Source organism: Paenibacillus sp. y28 (assembly GCF_037137075.1).
Taxonomy (GTDB): Bacteria; Bacillota; Bacilli; order Paenibacillales; family NBRC-103111; genus JBBBNV01.
Genome location: NZ_JBBBNV010000017.1, coordinates 67,828 through 82,569, shown reverse-complemented (window position 1 = coordinate 82,569; position 14,742 = coordinate 67,828). Strand labels below are relative to the sequence as shown.

Genomic DNA, 14,742 nt, shown 5'->3' with positions numbered 1-14,742 from the left:
TCCACAGCACAGGCAAGCTTACTATGGCCTTGGAGGGTCTGGCTGCCTGCGCCGGACACAATAAGAACGCATCGCCTTGGGAACGCCGCGAATTTCCAAAACGCCGCTGTACACGAGTTCCCGCAGCCGGTATTCGAAATATTCGTCCCTCATATGCTGATCGCAATTCCCAAGCGCTTCCCCAATTACTCTGGCCGCCTTCATAAATTCACGACCGCCCCAATGTTCATGAAGCTTATCCACGGTTTCCAATAAATATACATCGAAATAGTCGGCGCTTACGCTGCATATGGCCTCTTCCTGCCAAATCCGCAGCACAGAATCCTGATCCGCCAAAGAAAGCCACTCCTGCTCCAGTTGATTTCGTACCGCTCTCGTCACGGGAGCCTGAGCCCCGGGTTGCTCCAGCACCTGCCGCAGCTTCTCCGCCGATAACTCGCCGGAATGCAGGCCTGCGTAGTCCTCCCTGGTGCCCAGCGCATCGTGCAGACCTCGGCTTTCCGCCACGGCATGGCGCACCAAAAGCGTGTTCGGCTTATGCCGGAGCAGGTAGACGGCCAGCCGCAGCATGATTTGCTCATGAGCATTATTGCCCGTCCAGATGATAACCGCCGCCTGAGGTGGGATCAGATCCAGCAGCAGCTGCAGCTCGTGATATTCCTCCTCGATTTCCATCTCATCGCCGTTTTGCAGATGATCCCGGAGCCAGTCCTGCCTATACCGCTGCCCTTGCTGTTCATGAAGACGCCATAGCGGACCGACTGCATACAAGTCACGAAAGGAAATTACCCGCTGCTCTCCGTTCCGGCCCATTTGCTTCAGCGCCAGCTTCAAGCTGCCTGCAAACGAATCGCCCGCGGTCAGATGCACGGCCGTGCTGCGCTCGTCCGGGTTCCAGGAGATCGGCTGCGGCTGCGGTTCAAGCAAGCTGTAGTACAAATCCGCCAGCGCCGGATAAACCTTCTCCCGCGCATCATAACCTTGTTCGGCAATATGGATTTGAAACAGCATCTTCATGAGGTACGCTCTGCTTTCTTCGGGCGTCAAATCCCGGGTTGCCTGGAATAATATAGATTCGCCTTTCAATCTCCCACCCTCTCCCGATGCTTTATAACCATTACGCATGAGCCGGCCGATAAGTTGCACCGCTGGAATTCCGCCAAGAATTCCGCCAGCGCCCTGCACGACGCCAGCGTAACGGGATTATAAGCCGATGCCCGCCATCCGCCCACACTGCGCAGGCCGGTTAACTTGGAAGGCACTGTTACACAGGCGGTTCCTGACGAAAACGCCTCCCGGGTTGGATGCTCATCCTGAGCATAATCCGTTTTTTAATTAAAACGAGTATCCACTGATCTACTGACATAATGCAAAAACGCAAGCGGAAAATAACCGGAAATGCTCTGCTCTGTTGTTGGTTTTTTTTAGGAAAAATAAATTTCTGCCAGCAACCTTCCTTTCCCTGCAGCGTCTAACGAATATAACCAGGCATCTGTGAGGCGAATCCGTACAAAGGGGAACCTAAAGGAAACGGGAGGAATGAGTGAGGAATGAGGGAATCCATGAGCAAAAACAGCCCAAACCCGCCTTATACGAAGCCTGCACCACCGGCTGCAGGGACATGGCGGCATAAAATGAGCACCGCGCTGGCTGCTTGTCTGCTCTTCGCATCGCTGCCTGCTCAGGCTTTGGCCGGGAGCGCACAGGGAACGAACGCCAGCCAAGCAGCGGGGTCTTCTGTTGTGAGTTCAGCGATCCAGGCGGAGCTGTCCATCGGGGACGATATCGGGGATGTGCTCGCCACCGATATTAAAGCTTATGTCAACGGGGCGCCCATTCGTTCCATGAACATCGACGGCTATACTGCCATTGTCGCCGAGGATTTGCGGCAATACGGCTTTGATGTCGTCTGGACGGCGGCCGATCGGAAGGTTGCTATCTACAACCGCCCGGCAAAACAAATGGAGACACCGGAAGCCCTTCCCGATACAAAGCAACCTGTCGGGACCAAAACCGGAGACGTATTGTACACAAACCTCAAAGCCTATTACGGCAGCAAGCAAATCCCCTCCTACAACATCGGCGGGCAAACCGCTATTCGGCTGAACGACTTGGAGGATGCAGGGATTGTAAAATGGGATGCGCAGGCAAGAACCATCTCATTTACTTCCGAAGCCGCCGAAGCGCCGGATTCCCCGCCTATGGACCAGGTGCCGTTGGTGCTCCATCAGCAGCAGGAAACGCAAATTACCGGTATTCTCATCGGAGAAGAGAACGTTACCTATAACGGAAAAACAATCGGCCGCATTAAGAACGGCCAGCCGATGATTTCCCTGGCGTTCGCGGGAGAAGCGCTCGGCTACCAGTTGAACCGCAAACAGCGCTATCGGGGCTGCGGGGAGGCGGCACTGTGTCTGGACAACAGCGTATTCGGCCTGGAGGTTTATCCGTCAAATGCAGCCTCGGCTCCGGAACAGCCCCTGCGGGTCACCTTGTACTGGATGGGAGGCGAGAACGGTGTCACGAGTGTATCAGCAATGGCGGCCGATTCAGAAACGGATGTGCTTGTAAGCGAAAACGATTTGCAGTCATTGTTCGGCTACAGCTCCAGCTGGGACCCGGAAATGAAAATACTGGACATCCGCTATACTGACTATACCGTGGACGATTATGGACTTCCCAAGGAGCTAAAAGATTACTACTACGTTCTGGAGGCCGCCGGTTATATGGCGGGAGATAGTCGCGTCATGCCCGGACTGGTGCTGAAGAGCTTGCAGGAGAACGTGAGCGGATTCAGCACAGAAGCCGCATTGGTCGGAGAAGCAGGGGCCTATGAGTACAACGGGCAGACCGGGTTGTCCAGGTACGCCTTCAAAACAAACCTGCAGTTTGACAACAGCAGCGTCTACTATGAGCTCCAGATGAAGGCAGGCCAGCGTATCCTGTACAGCACCGCATTTGAATACGCCTTTGATTACCAAACGATGAATCCGGTTATTCCTTACCCGGACCCGGCAAGCTTCGGCAGCATCAGCCGAATTCACATGGACGCGCCGTCCAAGGGCTATATCGAAACGGCGGAGGACGAGGTTATGTTCAGCGGAAAAGTGCTGGAGCAGGTCGGCCCCGGCCTGACCGTTGTCATCCAGCAGCAGGTGTATGGCGGACACTTTGAAACTGTGGAGGAGCGTACGGTTCCCTTTGAAGGAGGGCAGTTCCTCTTCCGCGTCCCGGTCTCCAAGGACCCTCGTTACATGACGAAGGTTATCATCAAAAGCACGGTGGCCTTCCCCCGGGGCATGACACAGCGTGACGTTGCAAGATTTTATATCCAAAAATGGTGACACAAAGAAGCCTGCCGCTCCGCAAAATCACTGTGGAGCCGCAGGCTTCCTGCTTCTTCAATCCGGTTCACCGGACTGTTCAATATAAGCATAGTAAGCCTTCACTGCGTTTTGTTCTTCCGGTGTGAGCAAGGTGACATCCACCTGCTCCAGCAGCCCGTTCATGGCCTCGAATCGGCTCGGCTGCGGGTCCTCCTCAAACAGATAGAGGTGAATTTGCAGCGCCTTCACAAGCCTTGCCCCGCTTTCTTCCTGCTGGCCCAGCTCCGCGCGAATTTCCGCCTCTTCCTTGAACAGGGTGGCGATCGCCTCCAGCTTCTCCAAATGGGCCACGCCATTCATGGTCATCATATCGATGAGCTGCCGTACCGTCAGCTTGAACAGCAGCGCCGGGTTCGGCAGAGACAGCTTTTTGTACAGCTCGCCGGTTGCGGCCAGCGCCTCGTCATATTTACGCTGCTCCCTGAGCTTCATAATTTGGGTCGCAATCGTTCTTGTCATTTGTTCAATCATTCGAAGAATATAATCACGCTGGTACACGCCGCCTGCTCCCCTCCATACTTGTTATAGCTGTCCATGTATGTTTCCCTTCTACGATACCATAGATGGCGGTAAACCGCAGCTTTCTGAGTCCTTATCCGAATCGCCTGCCGGCGGAAGCTCACTCGTACAACTGTTCCGGCAAATAACCGACCCGCCGCATTTTTGCCGGGCCGAATCATGTGAAAAAGCCACCCGTATCTGTACCGGATGGCTCTACTTCAAATGATGCTTCAACGTGTCTCTGCTAAAATCAGGCCCGCGCTTCTTCCTTGATCGCCTTCAGCCGCTTCATAACATCGTTGCCGCCCCGGCCGAAGTAATCATGCAGGCTTGTATACTCCTGGTACAGCTTCTCGTATACAGCCACGTTCTCCGGAATCGGCTTGAAGGTTTCCTCGCGTACACGCGCCATTTTCTGCGCGGCATCGACGATGGAATCGTAGCCGCCCTTGGCGCTTCCCGCAGCAACCGCCCCGAACATCGCAGCTCCAAGCGCCGGCGTTTGTTTGGAATCAGCGATTTTGATTTCACGGTTCGTTACATCGGCGTAAATCTGCATCAGCAACCGGTTTTTTTGCGGCAAGCCGCCGCAGGCGTACAGCTCCTGCACCTCTACGCCGCTGGAATGGAACGCATCGACGATTTTGCGCGTGCCGAAGGCTGTCGCTTCCAGCAGGGCGCGGTAAATCTCTTCCGGCTTAGTCAGCAGCGTATAACCGACAAGCAACCCGGTCAGGTCGGTATCGACCAGCACCGAGCGGTTACCGTTCCACCAGTCCAGCGCCAGCAGGCCGGATTCGCCCGGCTTATAGGCAGCCGCCTGCCGCTCAAGCCACACGTGCACATTCAGGCCTTCCTTGTCCGCCGCTTCCTTCACATAAGCCGGAACGCCATGCTCCACATACCATGCAAAAATATCGCCGACCGCCGATTGCCCGGCTTCATAACCGAGGTAGCCTGGAATAATCCCGTCCTCGACGACACCGCACATCCCCTCGACACGCTTCTCCTCTGTGCCGAGCAGCATATGGCAAATGGAGGTTCCCATCGCCATCACCAGCTTGCCCGGTGTGACCACGCCTACCCCCGGAACAGCCGCATGCGCGTCCACGTTGCCGACGGCAATGGCAGTACCGGCCGCAAGCCCCATTGCTTCCGCCATGGCCGCCGTCAGTTCGCCGGCCTTCGTGCCAAGCGGCTTCACCTCACCGCGCAGCTTGGTCTCGGTCAATGCTTCGAGGCGCGGGTCCAATGCCCGGAAAAACGCCTGGCTCGGGTATCCCTCCTGCTTATGCCAGATCGATTTGTAGCCGGCTGTGCAGCTGTTGCGCACTATATTGCCGGTCATTTGCGAGATGACCCAGTCCGTAGCCTCAAGGAACAGGTCCGCCGACTCGTATACAGCAGGCGCTTCGTTCAAAATTTGCCACGCCTTGGCAATCATCCACTCGGAGGAGATTTTACCGCCGTAACGAGGTAAAAAGGCCTCCCCCCGGCTTTCGGCAATCTCATTAATGAGATTGGCTTCATCCTGAGCGGCGTGGTGCTTCCAAAGCTTGACCCAGCTGTGCGGATTGTCGCTCCATTCCGGCTTCAGACACAGCGGCGTTCCCTCCTGGTCCACCGGCAGCATCGTGCAGGCCGTAAAATCGATGCCAAGCCCGATGACATCTGCAGGGCTGATGCCGGACTGCTTCATGACAGCCGGCACCGAACGCTTCAGCACCTCGATATAATCGGCCGGATGCTGCAAAGCCCAGTCATGCTCCAGCTTCACGCCCGATCCCGGCAGCACCTCATCAATAACGCCATGCGGATATGGCGTTACATGCTCCGCGACCTCCGTACCATCTGCCAAATCCACCAATACGGCGCGACCGGACTCCGTTCCGTAGTCCACGCCGATTGCGTATTTTTTCCCCATGGGCAGTCTGCCTCCTTAATTGCTTCAATTGCAGTTCAACCTGCTCCGTGCTTCTACTTTTGCCCGTAATAGGCATTGGACCCGTGCTTGCGCAAATAGTGCTTATCCAGCAGCGCCTGATCCATCGCCTCTACACCCGGGTTCAGCTGGAACGTATGGTAGGCCATTTTGGCCACTTCCTCCAGCACAACCGCATTATGCACCGCGTCATGCGCATCCTTGCCCCATGCAAACGGCGCGTGGCAGTTTACCAGGACCCCTGGCACCTGCTGCGGGCTAATCCCTTGCTGTACGAAGGTTTCCACAATCACATTGCCTGTCTCCAGCTCGTAGGCACCGCGGATTTCCTCTTCGGTCATATGGCGGGTGCAAGGAATTTTCCCGTAAAAATAATCCGCTTGCGTTGTACCGAGCGCGGGAATGCCCCGGCCCGCTTGCGCCCAGCTGGTTGCCCAGGGGGAATGGGTATGAACGATTCCGCCGATGCTCTGGAACGCTTTGTACAGCACCAGATGCGTCGGGGTATCCGAGGACGGCTTGTAGTTCCCTTCGACAATGCGCCCGTCCAAATCGACAACCACCATATGCTCGGCTTTCATCTCTTCGTAAGGAACGCCGCTCGGTTTAATCACAACCAGACCCTGCTCCCGGTCGATACTGCTGACATTTCCCCAGGTGAACGTAACTAGTCCGTGCTTCGGCAAATCCAGATTTGCTTCCAGCACAGCCTGTTTTAATGCTTCCAACACTGTGATCGCACCTTTCCCCTGCATCCCGATCCGGGATGCTTGTCATTTCATTTGCTAGCGCCGGCCAGCCCGATAACCCGAACGCTCAATTCCGGGAAACCGCCTGCGGGGATAGCGCCCGCGTAGAGTCCCGTACAATAAGCTCCGGCATATAGACCTTGCTCTCCCATTCCGGCTTGCCGCCTTCAATAAGCGCCACCAGCGCCTCCGCCGCCTCTTCCCCCATTCTATCCTTCGGGTGAGTCAGCGTCGTCAGCTTGCATTCGGTCGCCGTCGAGAGCATCGAATCGTCAAACCCGACCACGGACACGTGCTCCGGCACGGTGAGCCCAGCCTGGCGAATCACGTCGAGCAGCTGTACGGCCAGCTCGTCATTATAGCAGACGAATGCTGTCGGACGGTCCTGCTCCTCCAGCTCCAGCATAGCGGCCGCCTGCTCCAAGGGCTTGGTCTGCTTCTGCTCCGTGGTGTAATGCACCACCAGCGACGGGTGCACCGCGAGCCCCTGCTCATGGTGAACGTGCAGGAACCCCTTTAAGCGATTAACCCCCTGCAAATCGTCCATTTTGAAAAAGCCGGCGATACGCTTGTGACCCAGCTCAATCAAATGGCCGGCCGCCAAGCAGCCCCCTGCAAAATCATCGACCTTCAGGCACGGGCCGGACAGCTCCGGGTAACGTTCGTTCAGCATCAAATAAGGGATGCGCTGATAGTCCAGAGACAAGTAGAAGCCGACGTTCGGATTGCCCTCCGCGCTCTTCGTCGGTTCAATAATCAGACCGCTGAGCGGCTGGCTCGTCATCATCTCCAGACTTTCCCGCTCCTTTTCCTTGTCATTGTCGGTGCTGGACAAGAGCAGCCGGTATCCCCGGCTGCGCAAGGCTGCTTCCGCCCCTCTGACAATATGGGGGAAAATATAGTCCGAAATATAGGTCGTAATAATACCGACCGTCTGTACGCCAGCCCCCTGAACGCGGACGCCGCCGGGACTGGACACATAGGTGCCCCGCCCCTGCATCCGCTGCAGCCAGCCGTCCTGCTCCAGCTCACCGAAGGCCTGGCGCACCGTTTGCCGGCTCACTTCAAACTGTTCGGCAATCTCATGCTCCGTTGGCATCTGGTCACCCGGCTTCAACGTACCGGCCTGGAACCAAGCAAGAATTTCCTGCTTGATTCGGATATATTTCGGGGGTTGCTTTTCTTTCATGGTCCACCTCAGGCTAGTTTTGATGCTATTATAGCATGCTACCGCAGGCGGTAAGCGAGATCACTCCAGCGCAGCTCCTGACGAATCGATTGCGGGGTGGAGTTTTTGCCGATAATGACACATTCAATGCCGGCCATTTCCGCCCAATCAGCCAGGTTTTCCGATGTAACGACATAGGAGAATACGGTATGGTGTGCGCCGCCTGCAAGAATCCACGATTCCGCAGAGTCGCGCAGCGACGGCTGCGGCTTCCACAGCACGCGCGCTACCGGAAGCTTCGGCATCGGGCGCTCCAGCTCCACCGCTTCAACCTCGTTGACAATAAGACGGAAACGGTTGCCCAGATCGACGATGGACGCATTCAGCGCGGAACCGCTGCGGCCGTCGAAGACCAGACGGGCCGGATCGGCTTTGCCGCCGATACCCAGCGGGTGCACTTCGATTTTTGGCTTGTCCGCCGCAATGGTCGGGCATACCTCCAGCATGTGAGATCCGAGCACCAGCTCATTGCCAGGCTCAAAATGGTACGTATAGTCCTCCATGAACGAGGTTCCGACATTGTTTGCCAGAATTTTCATTACCCGGGTGAAGGCCGATGTTTTCCAGTCGCCTTCCCCGCCGAAGCCGTAGCCGTCGCCCATCAGACGCTGAACAGCCAGACCCGGCAGCTGGTTCAGTCCGTGCAAATCCTCAAATGAAGTGGTGAACGCGCCATAGCCGCCCTCCGTCAGAAAAGCTCTCAGCCCCAGCTCGATATGGGCCTGCTCCCGGATTGCGTTGCGGACAGGTCCTGCTGTGCGTCCGGCCGGTGTAACATCATACAGCTCGTCGTATTCCTGCATCAGACGATTGATGTCCGCATCGGAGATATCCTTCATGCGGGTTACCAAATCACCGATGCCGTAGCCGTTGACAGTCCAGCCGAACTGAATTTGCGCTTCGACCTTATCGCCTTCCGTTACCGCAACCTGGCGCATGTTGTCTCCGAAACGGGCGATTTTCAATCTGCGGCTCTCCAGATACGCGACCGCTGTGCGCATCCAGCCGCCAATACGGCTGCGAACCTCCGCATCCTCCCAGTAGCCGGCAACTACCTTGCGGGCAACGCCCATCCGGGCGCCGATGAAGCCGTGCTCCCGATCACCGTGCGCAGACTGGTTCGTATTCATAAAATCCATATCTATCGTATCCCAAGGGATATCGCGGTTATACTGCGTATGCAGATGCAAATACGGCTTGCGCAGCTCCGACAGGCCGGCAATCCACATTTTGGACGGCGAGAACGTGTGCATCCATGTAATAATGCCTGCGCAGGTTTCGTCGCTGTTGGCTTCCAGAAATAAACGGCGAATCTCATCGGAGGTGGTCACGACCTGTTTAAAAATCACCTTGCCCGGTAGGAGAGAATCACGATCCAATCCCTCAGCGATCGTACGGGAATGGCCCGCTACCTCTTCAATTGTTTCTGGTCCGTACAAATGCTGGCTGCCTGTGACAAACCAAAATGTACGCGTCTTCATGTCCAACATGACTACTCCTCCTTGTTATCGTTTTCACCCTTAATTGTACGTACAACCACTTTAAAATACAACGATTATTTTTGACATATAACCAAAATAACAGGTTTGTTTTTTATTTTTGTACGTACAAATCCAGCGCAAAGTTACAAATTTACAAAGTATCGCGGAAAATTTGTCAACGGGAGCAATTTTCCTTAGAATAATAATAGATTTCAGTTCTATAAGGAGGCTACTTAAACATGAACGCGATTATTCACGCCCACACGGATTCTTGGCCGCTTTTGTTTCTGCTGTTTGTACTGAGCTGTATTTTCATCCGTACCCGGGCGCTGCACATGATTTTGCGTCTGATGTACATCGTGATGATTGTAAGCGGCGGGACTCTGCTGTACAGCTACGGCTTTCCGCTCTCCTACTCCATCAAAGGGGTACTTGCGCTCATCCTGATTTACATCATGGAGAAAATCTTGGGCAGCCGCCGCAGACAAAGCTGGAGCAGCGGCCAGAAGGCCGGTCTCTGGATCGCTTTTTCCGTGATCACGCTGCTGATTGTGCTGCTGGGGTACGGCGTTATTTCGCTGTAACTCAGGCTGCAAGGAGGGATCGCAATGGAAAAACCATTTCGCATCGTGGTCGCCGGCTGCGGCAATATGGCCAAGACGTGGGTAAAATACGCGCTCTCCCGCACAGATTGCGAGATTGTTGGACTTACTGATCTGCAGGAGGAAAACGCTGCCGCACTGGCCAAGGAGTTCGGATTACGATGCAGATGGTACCCGGATGTCGGCGAAGCGATTCGAAAAAGCCGCGCCAATCTGGTATTTGACATTACCGTTCCGGAGAGCCACAAGCAAATCGCGTCCACCGCTATGCAGATGGGCTGCGACGTTTTTACCGAGAAGCCGATTGCCGATTCGCTGGAGGTAGCCGAGGAGCTTGTTGCGATTGCCCGCTTGCTGGACAAGCGGTACTTCGTTATGCAGAACCGCCGCTACAACCAGGGAATCCGCGCATTGCGCAGCTTCATCCGTTCGCGGACCATCGGGGGGGCCGGCATGGTTTGCGCCGATTTTTTTCTGGGCCCCCATTTCGGAGGCTTCCGCGAGCTGATGAACAGCCCGCTTATTGTAGACATGGCCATACATACGTTTGACCAGGCACGCTTTATTACCGGAGCCGATCCGATTTCAGTATACTGTCACGAATTCAACCCGACGGGCTCCTGGTACAAAGGGAACGCGTCCGCCGTCTGCATCTTCGAGATGTCGGACAGCTCCGTCTTTACGTACCGGGGCTCATGGTGCGCCCTCGGCAGTCCGACCTCCTGGGAGGCCAGCTGGCGGGTGACCGGTAGCATTGGCACGGCGATTTGGGACGGGACAAGTGCCCCGTATGCCGAAATCGTCGATCCCGATGCGGTCGGCCCGCTGCCGAAGCAGGACATCCGCCGAATCGAAGCGGATTCCTTTTGGCAGGGGCAGGACGGCCACGCAGGATGTCTGGATGAGATGTTCTCCGCCCTGCGGGAAAACCGCCCGGCCGAAACGGACAGCTCCGATAATATCAAGAGCATGCGGATGGTGTTCGGCGCGCTGGAAAGCGCCAGCACCGGACGCAAGGTCGATTTCTTCCTGTAGCTTCATGATCAGCGTCCTTATCCGCGTTTTCCCTCGTTGAACAGCTGAAAAAGACCGTTTCCGCTTGCGATAAACAAACGGAGAACGGTCTTTTTGGATCGGCGCGTTTAGTTAGTTTTTGCGCAGGTGAGCGTAATATTCCAGCGCTTCCTGCTCTGCCTTTTGCTGTTCCTTCCACGGGTAGCTGGCATAAATAAGCACACCGTCGCGGGTAACCCTGGAAACGTACACGGGCGCTCCGCCCTGCTCGGGCTGCTGTTCTTCGATGGTCAGGGCATACTGCGCATGGCTGAGCGTTTTCTCCAGCACAATGTGCGGCGCCTGATTGTCCGGGGTAGTCATTCTTTGGTTCTCCTCTCCTGCTGCTGCATTCATCCGGTTGTTTTGCCGCTACTATACCATAGTCCCGCTCCGGATGACAACCACATGTCCCGGTAATGGACGGCGGCGGCCGGTTTATTTTATACTTATATAAATTAAAACCCGGTCAGGAGGCCACCCGATGCTGCATCTCAAAAGCCCGAAGGCGGGGCTCGACATCTTCAAAGCGCTCAGCTCCGACATTCGTCTGGAAATGCTGCATCTGCTTGCGGAGCACAGCCCGCGGAATTTAAACGAGCTGGCGGTCCTGCTCGGCTTAACGAACGGCGCCGTCACGATGCATATCAAAAAGCTGGAGGACAGCGGGCTCATCCGCATCGAGACCGCCGCCGGCAAGCATGGCGTACAGAAGATGTGCTTCCTGAACGCAGATAAGCTGCTGATTGATTTATTGCCCGGCGAGGCCGATCAGCTGTATGAAGTGAACATCCAGGTCGGGCATTACAGCGCTTATGAAGCGTCCCCCACCTGCGGCCTCGCCACCAAGGACCGGATTATCGGCGAGTTCGACGACCCCCGTTATTTCGATGCGCCGGAGCATGTGCAGGCGGAAATTATTTGGCTGACCCACGGGTTCCTGGAATACCGCATTCCGAATTATTTGAAGCCGAACCAGCAATTCACAGAGCTGCAGTTCTTGATGGAGCTCGGCTCGGAAGCGCCCTCCTACTGCAACAACTGGCCGTCGGATATTTATTTTTACCTGAATGATGCGGAGCTCGGATACTGGACCAGCCCCGGTGATTTCGGCGGGGAAAAAGGGGCCGCCAATCCGGATTGGTGGCCGCTCCATCTGAATCAGTACGGGATGCTGAAGCTCATCCGGATTAATCATGACGGGACCTTCATTGATGGCACGAAGGTTTCCGAGACGAGCCTGGACGCATTGAACTTGGATTATAAAAGCACGCTGAAGCTGAAGCTGTCAGCTCCGGCGGACGCCAAAAATCCGAACGGCTTGACCATCTACGGCAAGCACTTCGGGAATTACAGCCAGGATATGATCGCCCGGATGCTGTACACCGAGCTGCCTCCGGCGCCATCCTCCTAAGCTGCTGCGGCTGAATTTTTTGGCCTGCGCCCCGGCATTTCCCGATCAGGCTGTCGCCTTCCCTCCGCCTCCGGCATAGCTTATAGGAGAGAGGAGCAGGTGATGGATCATGATGAATGCCCAGGAAAAGCATAACCAGCCCTTCCCTTCCGCGCGCAAAATCCGGCGTTCCTGCAATAAAGAGCTGTACCGTACGATCAAAAAGCTGAAAATCTGGATTCCCCCGGCGCAGGTGTTGGAAGCGGAAACGTTGTACTATAAAAAGGTCATTCTGAATTTACCCTGGATTGTGGAAAATGCCAGCAACCGCAAAGTGCTTGCCGATTGGTGGGAGGAGCAGGTCTGCCCCGAGGTTGCCGGGCTGTGGAACGTAGAGCCGCCTGTGCTGTCCGCAGCCTTCCGGTCGGCCTTCGGCGGGTAGCCTTCGCTGCCTGAAGGGATCGAGCGACCGCCGCGCAGCGGCACCGCGCGCCCAAGATTCGCGTGCAGTGCAAAGCGGTATCCCGCGCCAGCCTCCGCTTTCGCACTGCGGTTCCCGGCGAGCGAAAGATGCTGTGTTCCCGGCGGCGCATGGATTAAGGGTTTATCGGAAGCAATTGTGCGGAATACTTGCTTATAACGGCTCATCAGCTCTCCTCGCAAGCCCGGCTCTGCGCCTGCTTTCCGGCCCCGATGCTTTCGTTCGGCCGGCACCTCAAGGCGTAATCCGGGAGGCAGACGGAGAGCTTGATTTTTAGGTGACATTCCCAGACGCGAGCCCCCCTGCCCCTCTGAATTGAAGCTCCATTTAAGGGCCTGTGTACCGGCCGCAGCGAGGGCTGTATTTGCCCGGCACTGTTTTTATGATATTCTGTGTGCAGGAGCCGCATTGTAAAGCCCCGCTTATGACGATATAACTGGAAAGCTGACGATAAGTGTTGCAAATCCGCTTGTGAACGCAAGCAAAGAGGAGGCGTGGTGATGAGCATGGAAAAAAATCAGGTCGCCGCTACACCGAGATGGTTCGGCTTTGCTCTGCAGTCGCTGGTGTTTCTGGCAAACTCGACCTGTCCCGAGAGCCGCTGCCCGAGCGGTGAAATTGCGGACCATGTCTGCTCGGAGGCGACTCTCATGCGGCGCATTCTTGCGCGGCTGGCCCGGGCGGGAATCGTGGAAGCCCGCGAAGGGCGGGACGGGGGGTACTATTTGAGCAAAGCACCGGAAACGATTACCTTTGCAGATGTATACCGTGCCGTTCAGATGACGGAGCCGCTGTTCTCAGGAATGCTGGAGACGACGAGCGAAGGTCCTTTGTCCGCCGAGTTCAATCTGGCCTTCCAGGAGCTGGCGGACGAAGCCGAGGCCCATTTGCTCCAGCTGCTGGAGAAACGGACGATTGCCGATTTGTGCGATATTGTTTACAGCGCGGCTGAGGCCAGGAAAGAAGATCCTGCAAATTAATATGCAGCGTACGGTATGTTCTCTCCTGGCACAGGCACACCCGCGGCCTCTTCTGCCCCGGGCCGATCATATGCCAAGCGGCTTGCCCGCAAGCGGGACAAGCGCTGCTTGAATGACTGTGCTGCAGGACCAAACCAGCACATAAACTGTGATTGACAAAGCAACGGTTTCCGCTCTATACTGTAACTATTAATTGCACATTTCCATTCTTAACTGTGACTTTCAAACCTACTTTTTAAACTCAGGGAGGCCTCTTACTAATGGCACAAGTACTATTTATCAAAGCAAACGGACGCCCTGCCGAGCAATCGGCCAGCGTCAAGCTGTACGATGCTTTCGCAGCATCCTACAAAGAATCCCATCCTCAAGACAGCGTTACCGAGCTGAACCTGTTTGATCTGGATCTGCCTTACTACGACAACACCATGCTGACCGGCTTGTACAAAGCAGGCCAAGGCTATGAGCTGACTCCGGAAGAGAAACGCGCAGCTGATCTTGCGAACGGCTATCTGGATCAATTCCTCGCGGCTGACAAAGTAATGATCGCATTCCCGCTGTGGAACTTCACGATCCCTGCTCAGCTTCTGACGTACATCTTCTACCTGAACCAAGCAGGCAAAACATTCAAATATACAGCTCAAGGTCCGGTTGGCCTGCTCGGCGGCAAAAAGGTTGCCCTGCTTAACGCCCGCGGCGGTGTATACTCCGAAGGCCCGATGGCTGGCCTGGAAATGTCCCTCAACTATGTGAAAAACACACTCGCTTTCTGGGGCGTTACAGACGTGGAAACCGTTGTTGTGGAAGGCCACAACCAATTCCCGGATCGCGCAGAAGCCATCCTTGGCGAAGGCTTGAAGCAAGCTGCTGCGGTTGCTGCCAGCTTCTAAGAAACGAATACAACCAAGCCCGGAAACGAAGGAGCAGAAGCAGCTCCCCTCTTTCCGGG

At 55.8% G+C, this 14,742-nt stretch carries 14 protein-coding genes; 7 read left to right on the top strand and 7 right to left on the bottom strand.

The window, feature by feature from the left end:
• Window positions 1-21: 21 nt before the first annotated feature.
• Window positions 22-1,086, bottom strand: a complete 1,065-nt coding sequence (locus tag WBG83_RS14590; RefSeq protein ID WP_336745855.1) for a DUF1835 domain-containing protein — start codon at window positions 1,084-1,086, stop codon at window positions 22-24.
• Window positions 1,087-1,562: 476 nt separating this feature from the next.
• On the opposite strand from WBG83_RS14590, the gene WBG83_RS14585 reads away from it, so the two are divergent.
• Window positions 1,563-3,344, top strand: a complete 1,782-nt coding sequence (locus tag WBG83_RS14585) for a hypothetical protein (protein ID WP_336745854.1) — start codon at window positions 1,563-1,565, stop codon at window positions 3,342-3,344.
• Between the two features lie 57 nt (window positions 3,345-3,401).
• Here WBG83_RS14585 and WBG83_RS14580 read toward each other — a convergent pair whose 3' ends face one another.
• From WBG83_RS14580 to araA, 5 genes are all read right to left on the bottom strand, one after another.
• Window positions 3,402-3,884, bottom strand: coding sequence for a hypothetical protein (locus WBG83_RS14580; protein WP_336745853.1), 483 nt, complete (start codon window positions 3,882-3,884; stop codon window positions 3,402-3,404).
• 253 nt (window positions 3,885-4,137) lie between these two features.
• Entirely contained in the window at window positions 4,138-5,811 is a 1,674-nt protein-coding gene (locus tag WBG83_RS14575; RefSeq protein WP_336745852.1) for a ribulokinase, read from the bottom strand.
• A 53-nt stretch (window positions 5,812-5,864) separates the two neighbouring features.
• On the bottom strand, window positions 5,865-6,560 hold the full coding sequence (gene araD, locus WBG83_RS14570) for an L-ribulose-5-phosphate 4-epimerase (RefSeq protein WP_336745851.1): 696 nt from the start codon (window positions 6,558-6,560) through the stop codon (window positions 5,865-5,867).
• 85 nt (window positions 6,561-6,645) lie between these two features.
• Window positions 6,646-7,767, bottom strand: coding sequence for a GntR family transcriptional regulator (locus WBG83_RS14565; protein ID WP_336745850.1), 1,122 nt, complete (start codon window positions 7,765-7,767; stop codon window positions 6,646-6,648).
• Between the two features lie 38 nt (window positions 7,768-7,805).
• Window positions 7,806-9,296 (bottom strand): L-arabinose isomerase, encoded by a 1,491-nt coding sequence (gene araA / locus WBG83_RS14560; protein ID WP_336745849.1) that lies wholly within the window; start codon window positions 9,294-9,296, stop codon window positions 7,806-7,808.
• 230 nt (window positions 9,297-9,526) lie between these two features.
• Between araA and WBG83_RS14555 the strand changes: the two genes are divergently transcribed.
• Both WBG83_RS14555 and WBG83_RS14550 read left to right on the top strand, forming a co-directional pair.
• Entirely contained in the window at window positions 9,527-9,871 is a 345-nt protein-coding gene (locus tag WBG83_RS14555) for a YisL family protein (RefSeq protein WP_336745848.1), read from the top strand.
• Window positions 9,872-9,895: 24 nt separating this feature from the next.
• Window positions 9,896-10,924 (top strand): Gfo/Idh/MocA family protein, encoded by a 1,029-nt coding sequence (locus WBG83_RS14550; RefSeq protein ID WP_336745847.1) that lies wholly within the window; start codon window positions 9,896-9,898, stop codon window positions 10,922-10,924.
• Window positions 10,925-11,035: 111 nt separating this feature from the next.
• Here WBG83_RS14550 and WBG83_RS14545 read toward each other — a convergent pair whose 3' ends face one another.
• Window positions 11,036-11,266 carry a hypothetical protein gene (locus WBG83_RS14545; protein ID WP_336745845.1) on the bottom strand — a complete coding sequence of 77 codons (231 nt, stop codon included), beginning with the start codon at window positions 11,264-11,266 and terminating at the stop codon, window positions 11,036-11,038.
• 160 nt (window positions 11,267-11,426) lie between these two features.
• On the opposite strand from WBG83_RS14545, the gene WBG83_RS14540 reads away from it, so the two are divergent.
• The 4 genes from WBG83_RS14540 (at window position 11,427) to WBG83_RS14525 (ending at window position 14,683) form a co-directional block, all read left to right on the top strand.
• Window positions 11,427-12,356 (top strand): ArsR/SmtB family transcription factor, encoded by a 930-nt coding sequence (locus WBG83_RS14540; RefSeq protein WP_336745844.1) that lies wholly within the window; start codon window positions 11,427-11,429, stop codon window positions 12,354-12,356.
• 109 nt (window positions 12,357-12,465) lie between these two features.
• Window positions 12,466-12,777 carry a dehydrogenase gene (locus WBG83_RS14535; protein WP_442955840.1) on the top strand — a complete coding sequence of 104 codons (312 nt, stop codon included), beginning with the start codon at window positions 12,466-12,468 and terminating at the stop codon, window positions 12,775-12,777.
• Window positions 12,778-13,316: 539 nt separating this feature from the next.
• Window positions 13,317-13,796 carry an RrF2 family transcriptional regulator gene (locus WBG83_RS14530; protein WP_336745842.1) on the top strand — a complete coding sequence of 160 codons (480 nt, stop codon included), beginning with the start codon at window positions 13,317-13,319 and terminating at the stop codon, window positions 13,794-13,796.
• A 260-nt stretch (window positions 13,797-14,056) separates the two neighbouring features.
• The gene (locus tag WBG83_RS14525; RefSeq protein ID WP_336745841.1) at window positions 14,057-14,683 is read left to right on the top strand and encodes an FMN-dependent NADH-azoreductase; all 627 of its coding nucleotides are present in this window, start codon (window positions 14,057-14,059) and stop codon (window positions 14,681-14,683) included.
• The last annotated feature ends 59 nt before the right edge of the window (window positions 14,684-14,742 follow it).

Bases quoted from the DNA above. Each gene is read 5' to 3' on its own strand.
- WBG83_RS14585 (WP_336745854.1), top strand. From the start codon at position 1,563: ATGAGCAAAAACAGCCCAAACCCGCCTTATACGAAGCCTGCACCACCG.
- WBG83_RS14575 (WP_336745852.1), bottom strand. From the start codon at position 5,811: ATGGGGAAAAAATACGCAATCGGCGTGGACTACGGAACGGAGTCCGGT.
- WBG83_RS14565 (WP_336745850.1), bottom strand. From the start codon at position 7,767: ATGAAAGAAAAGCAACCCCCGAAATATATCCGAATCAAGCAGGAAATT.
- araA (WP_336745849.1), bottom strand. From the start codon at position 9,296: ATGTTGGACATGAAGACGCGTACATTTTGGTTTGTCACAGGCAGCCAG.
- WBG83_RS14555 (WP_336745848.1), top strand. From the start codon at position 9,527: ATGAACGCGATTATTCACGCCCACACGGATTCTTGGCCGCTTTTGTTT.
- WBG83_RS14550 (WP_336745847.1), top strand. From the start codon at position 9,896: ATGGAAAAACCATTTCGCATCGTGGTCGCCGGCTGCGGCAATATGGCC.
- WBG83_RS14545 (WP_336745845.1), bottom strand. From the start codon at position 11,266: ATGACTACCCCGGACAATCAGGCGCCGCACATTGTGCTGGAGAAAACG.
- WBG83_RS14540 (WP_336745844.1), top strand. From the start codon at position 11,427: ATGCTGCATCTCAAAAGCCCGAAGGCGGGGCTCGACATCTTCAAAGCG.
- WBG83_RS14535 (WP_442955840.1), top strand. From the start codon at position 12,466: ATGATGAATGCCCAGGAAAAGCATAACCAGCCCTTCCCTTCCGCGCGC.
- WBG83_RS14530 (WP_336745842.1), top strand. From the start codon at position 13,317: ATGAGCATGGAAAAAAATCAGGTCGCCGCTACACCGAGATGGTTCGGC.
- WBG83_RS14525 (WP_336745841.1), top strand. From the start codon at position 14,057: ATGGCACAAGTACTATTTATCAAAGCAAACGGACGCCCTGCCGAGCAA.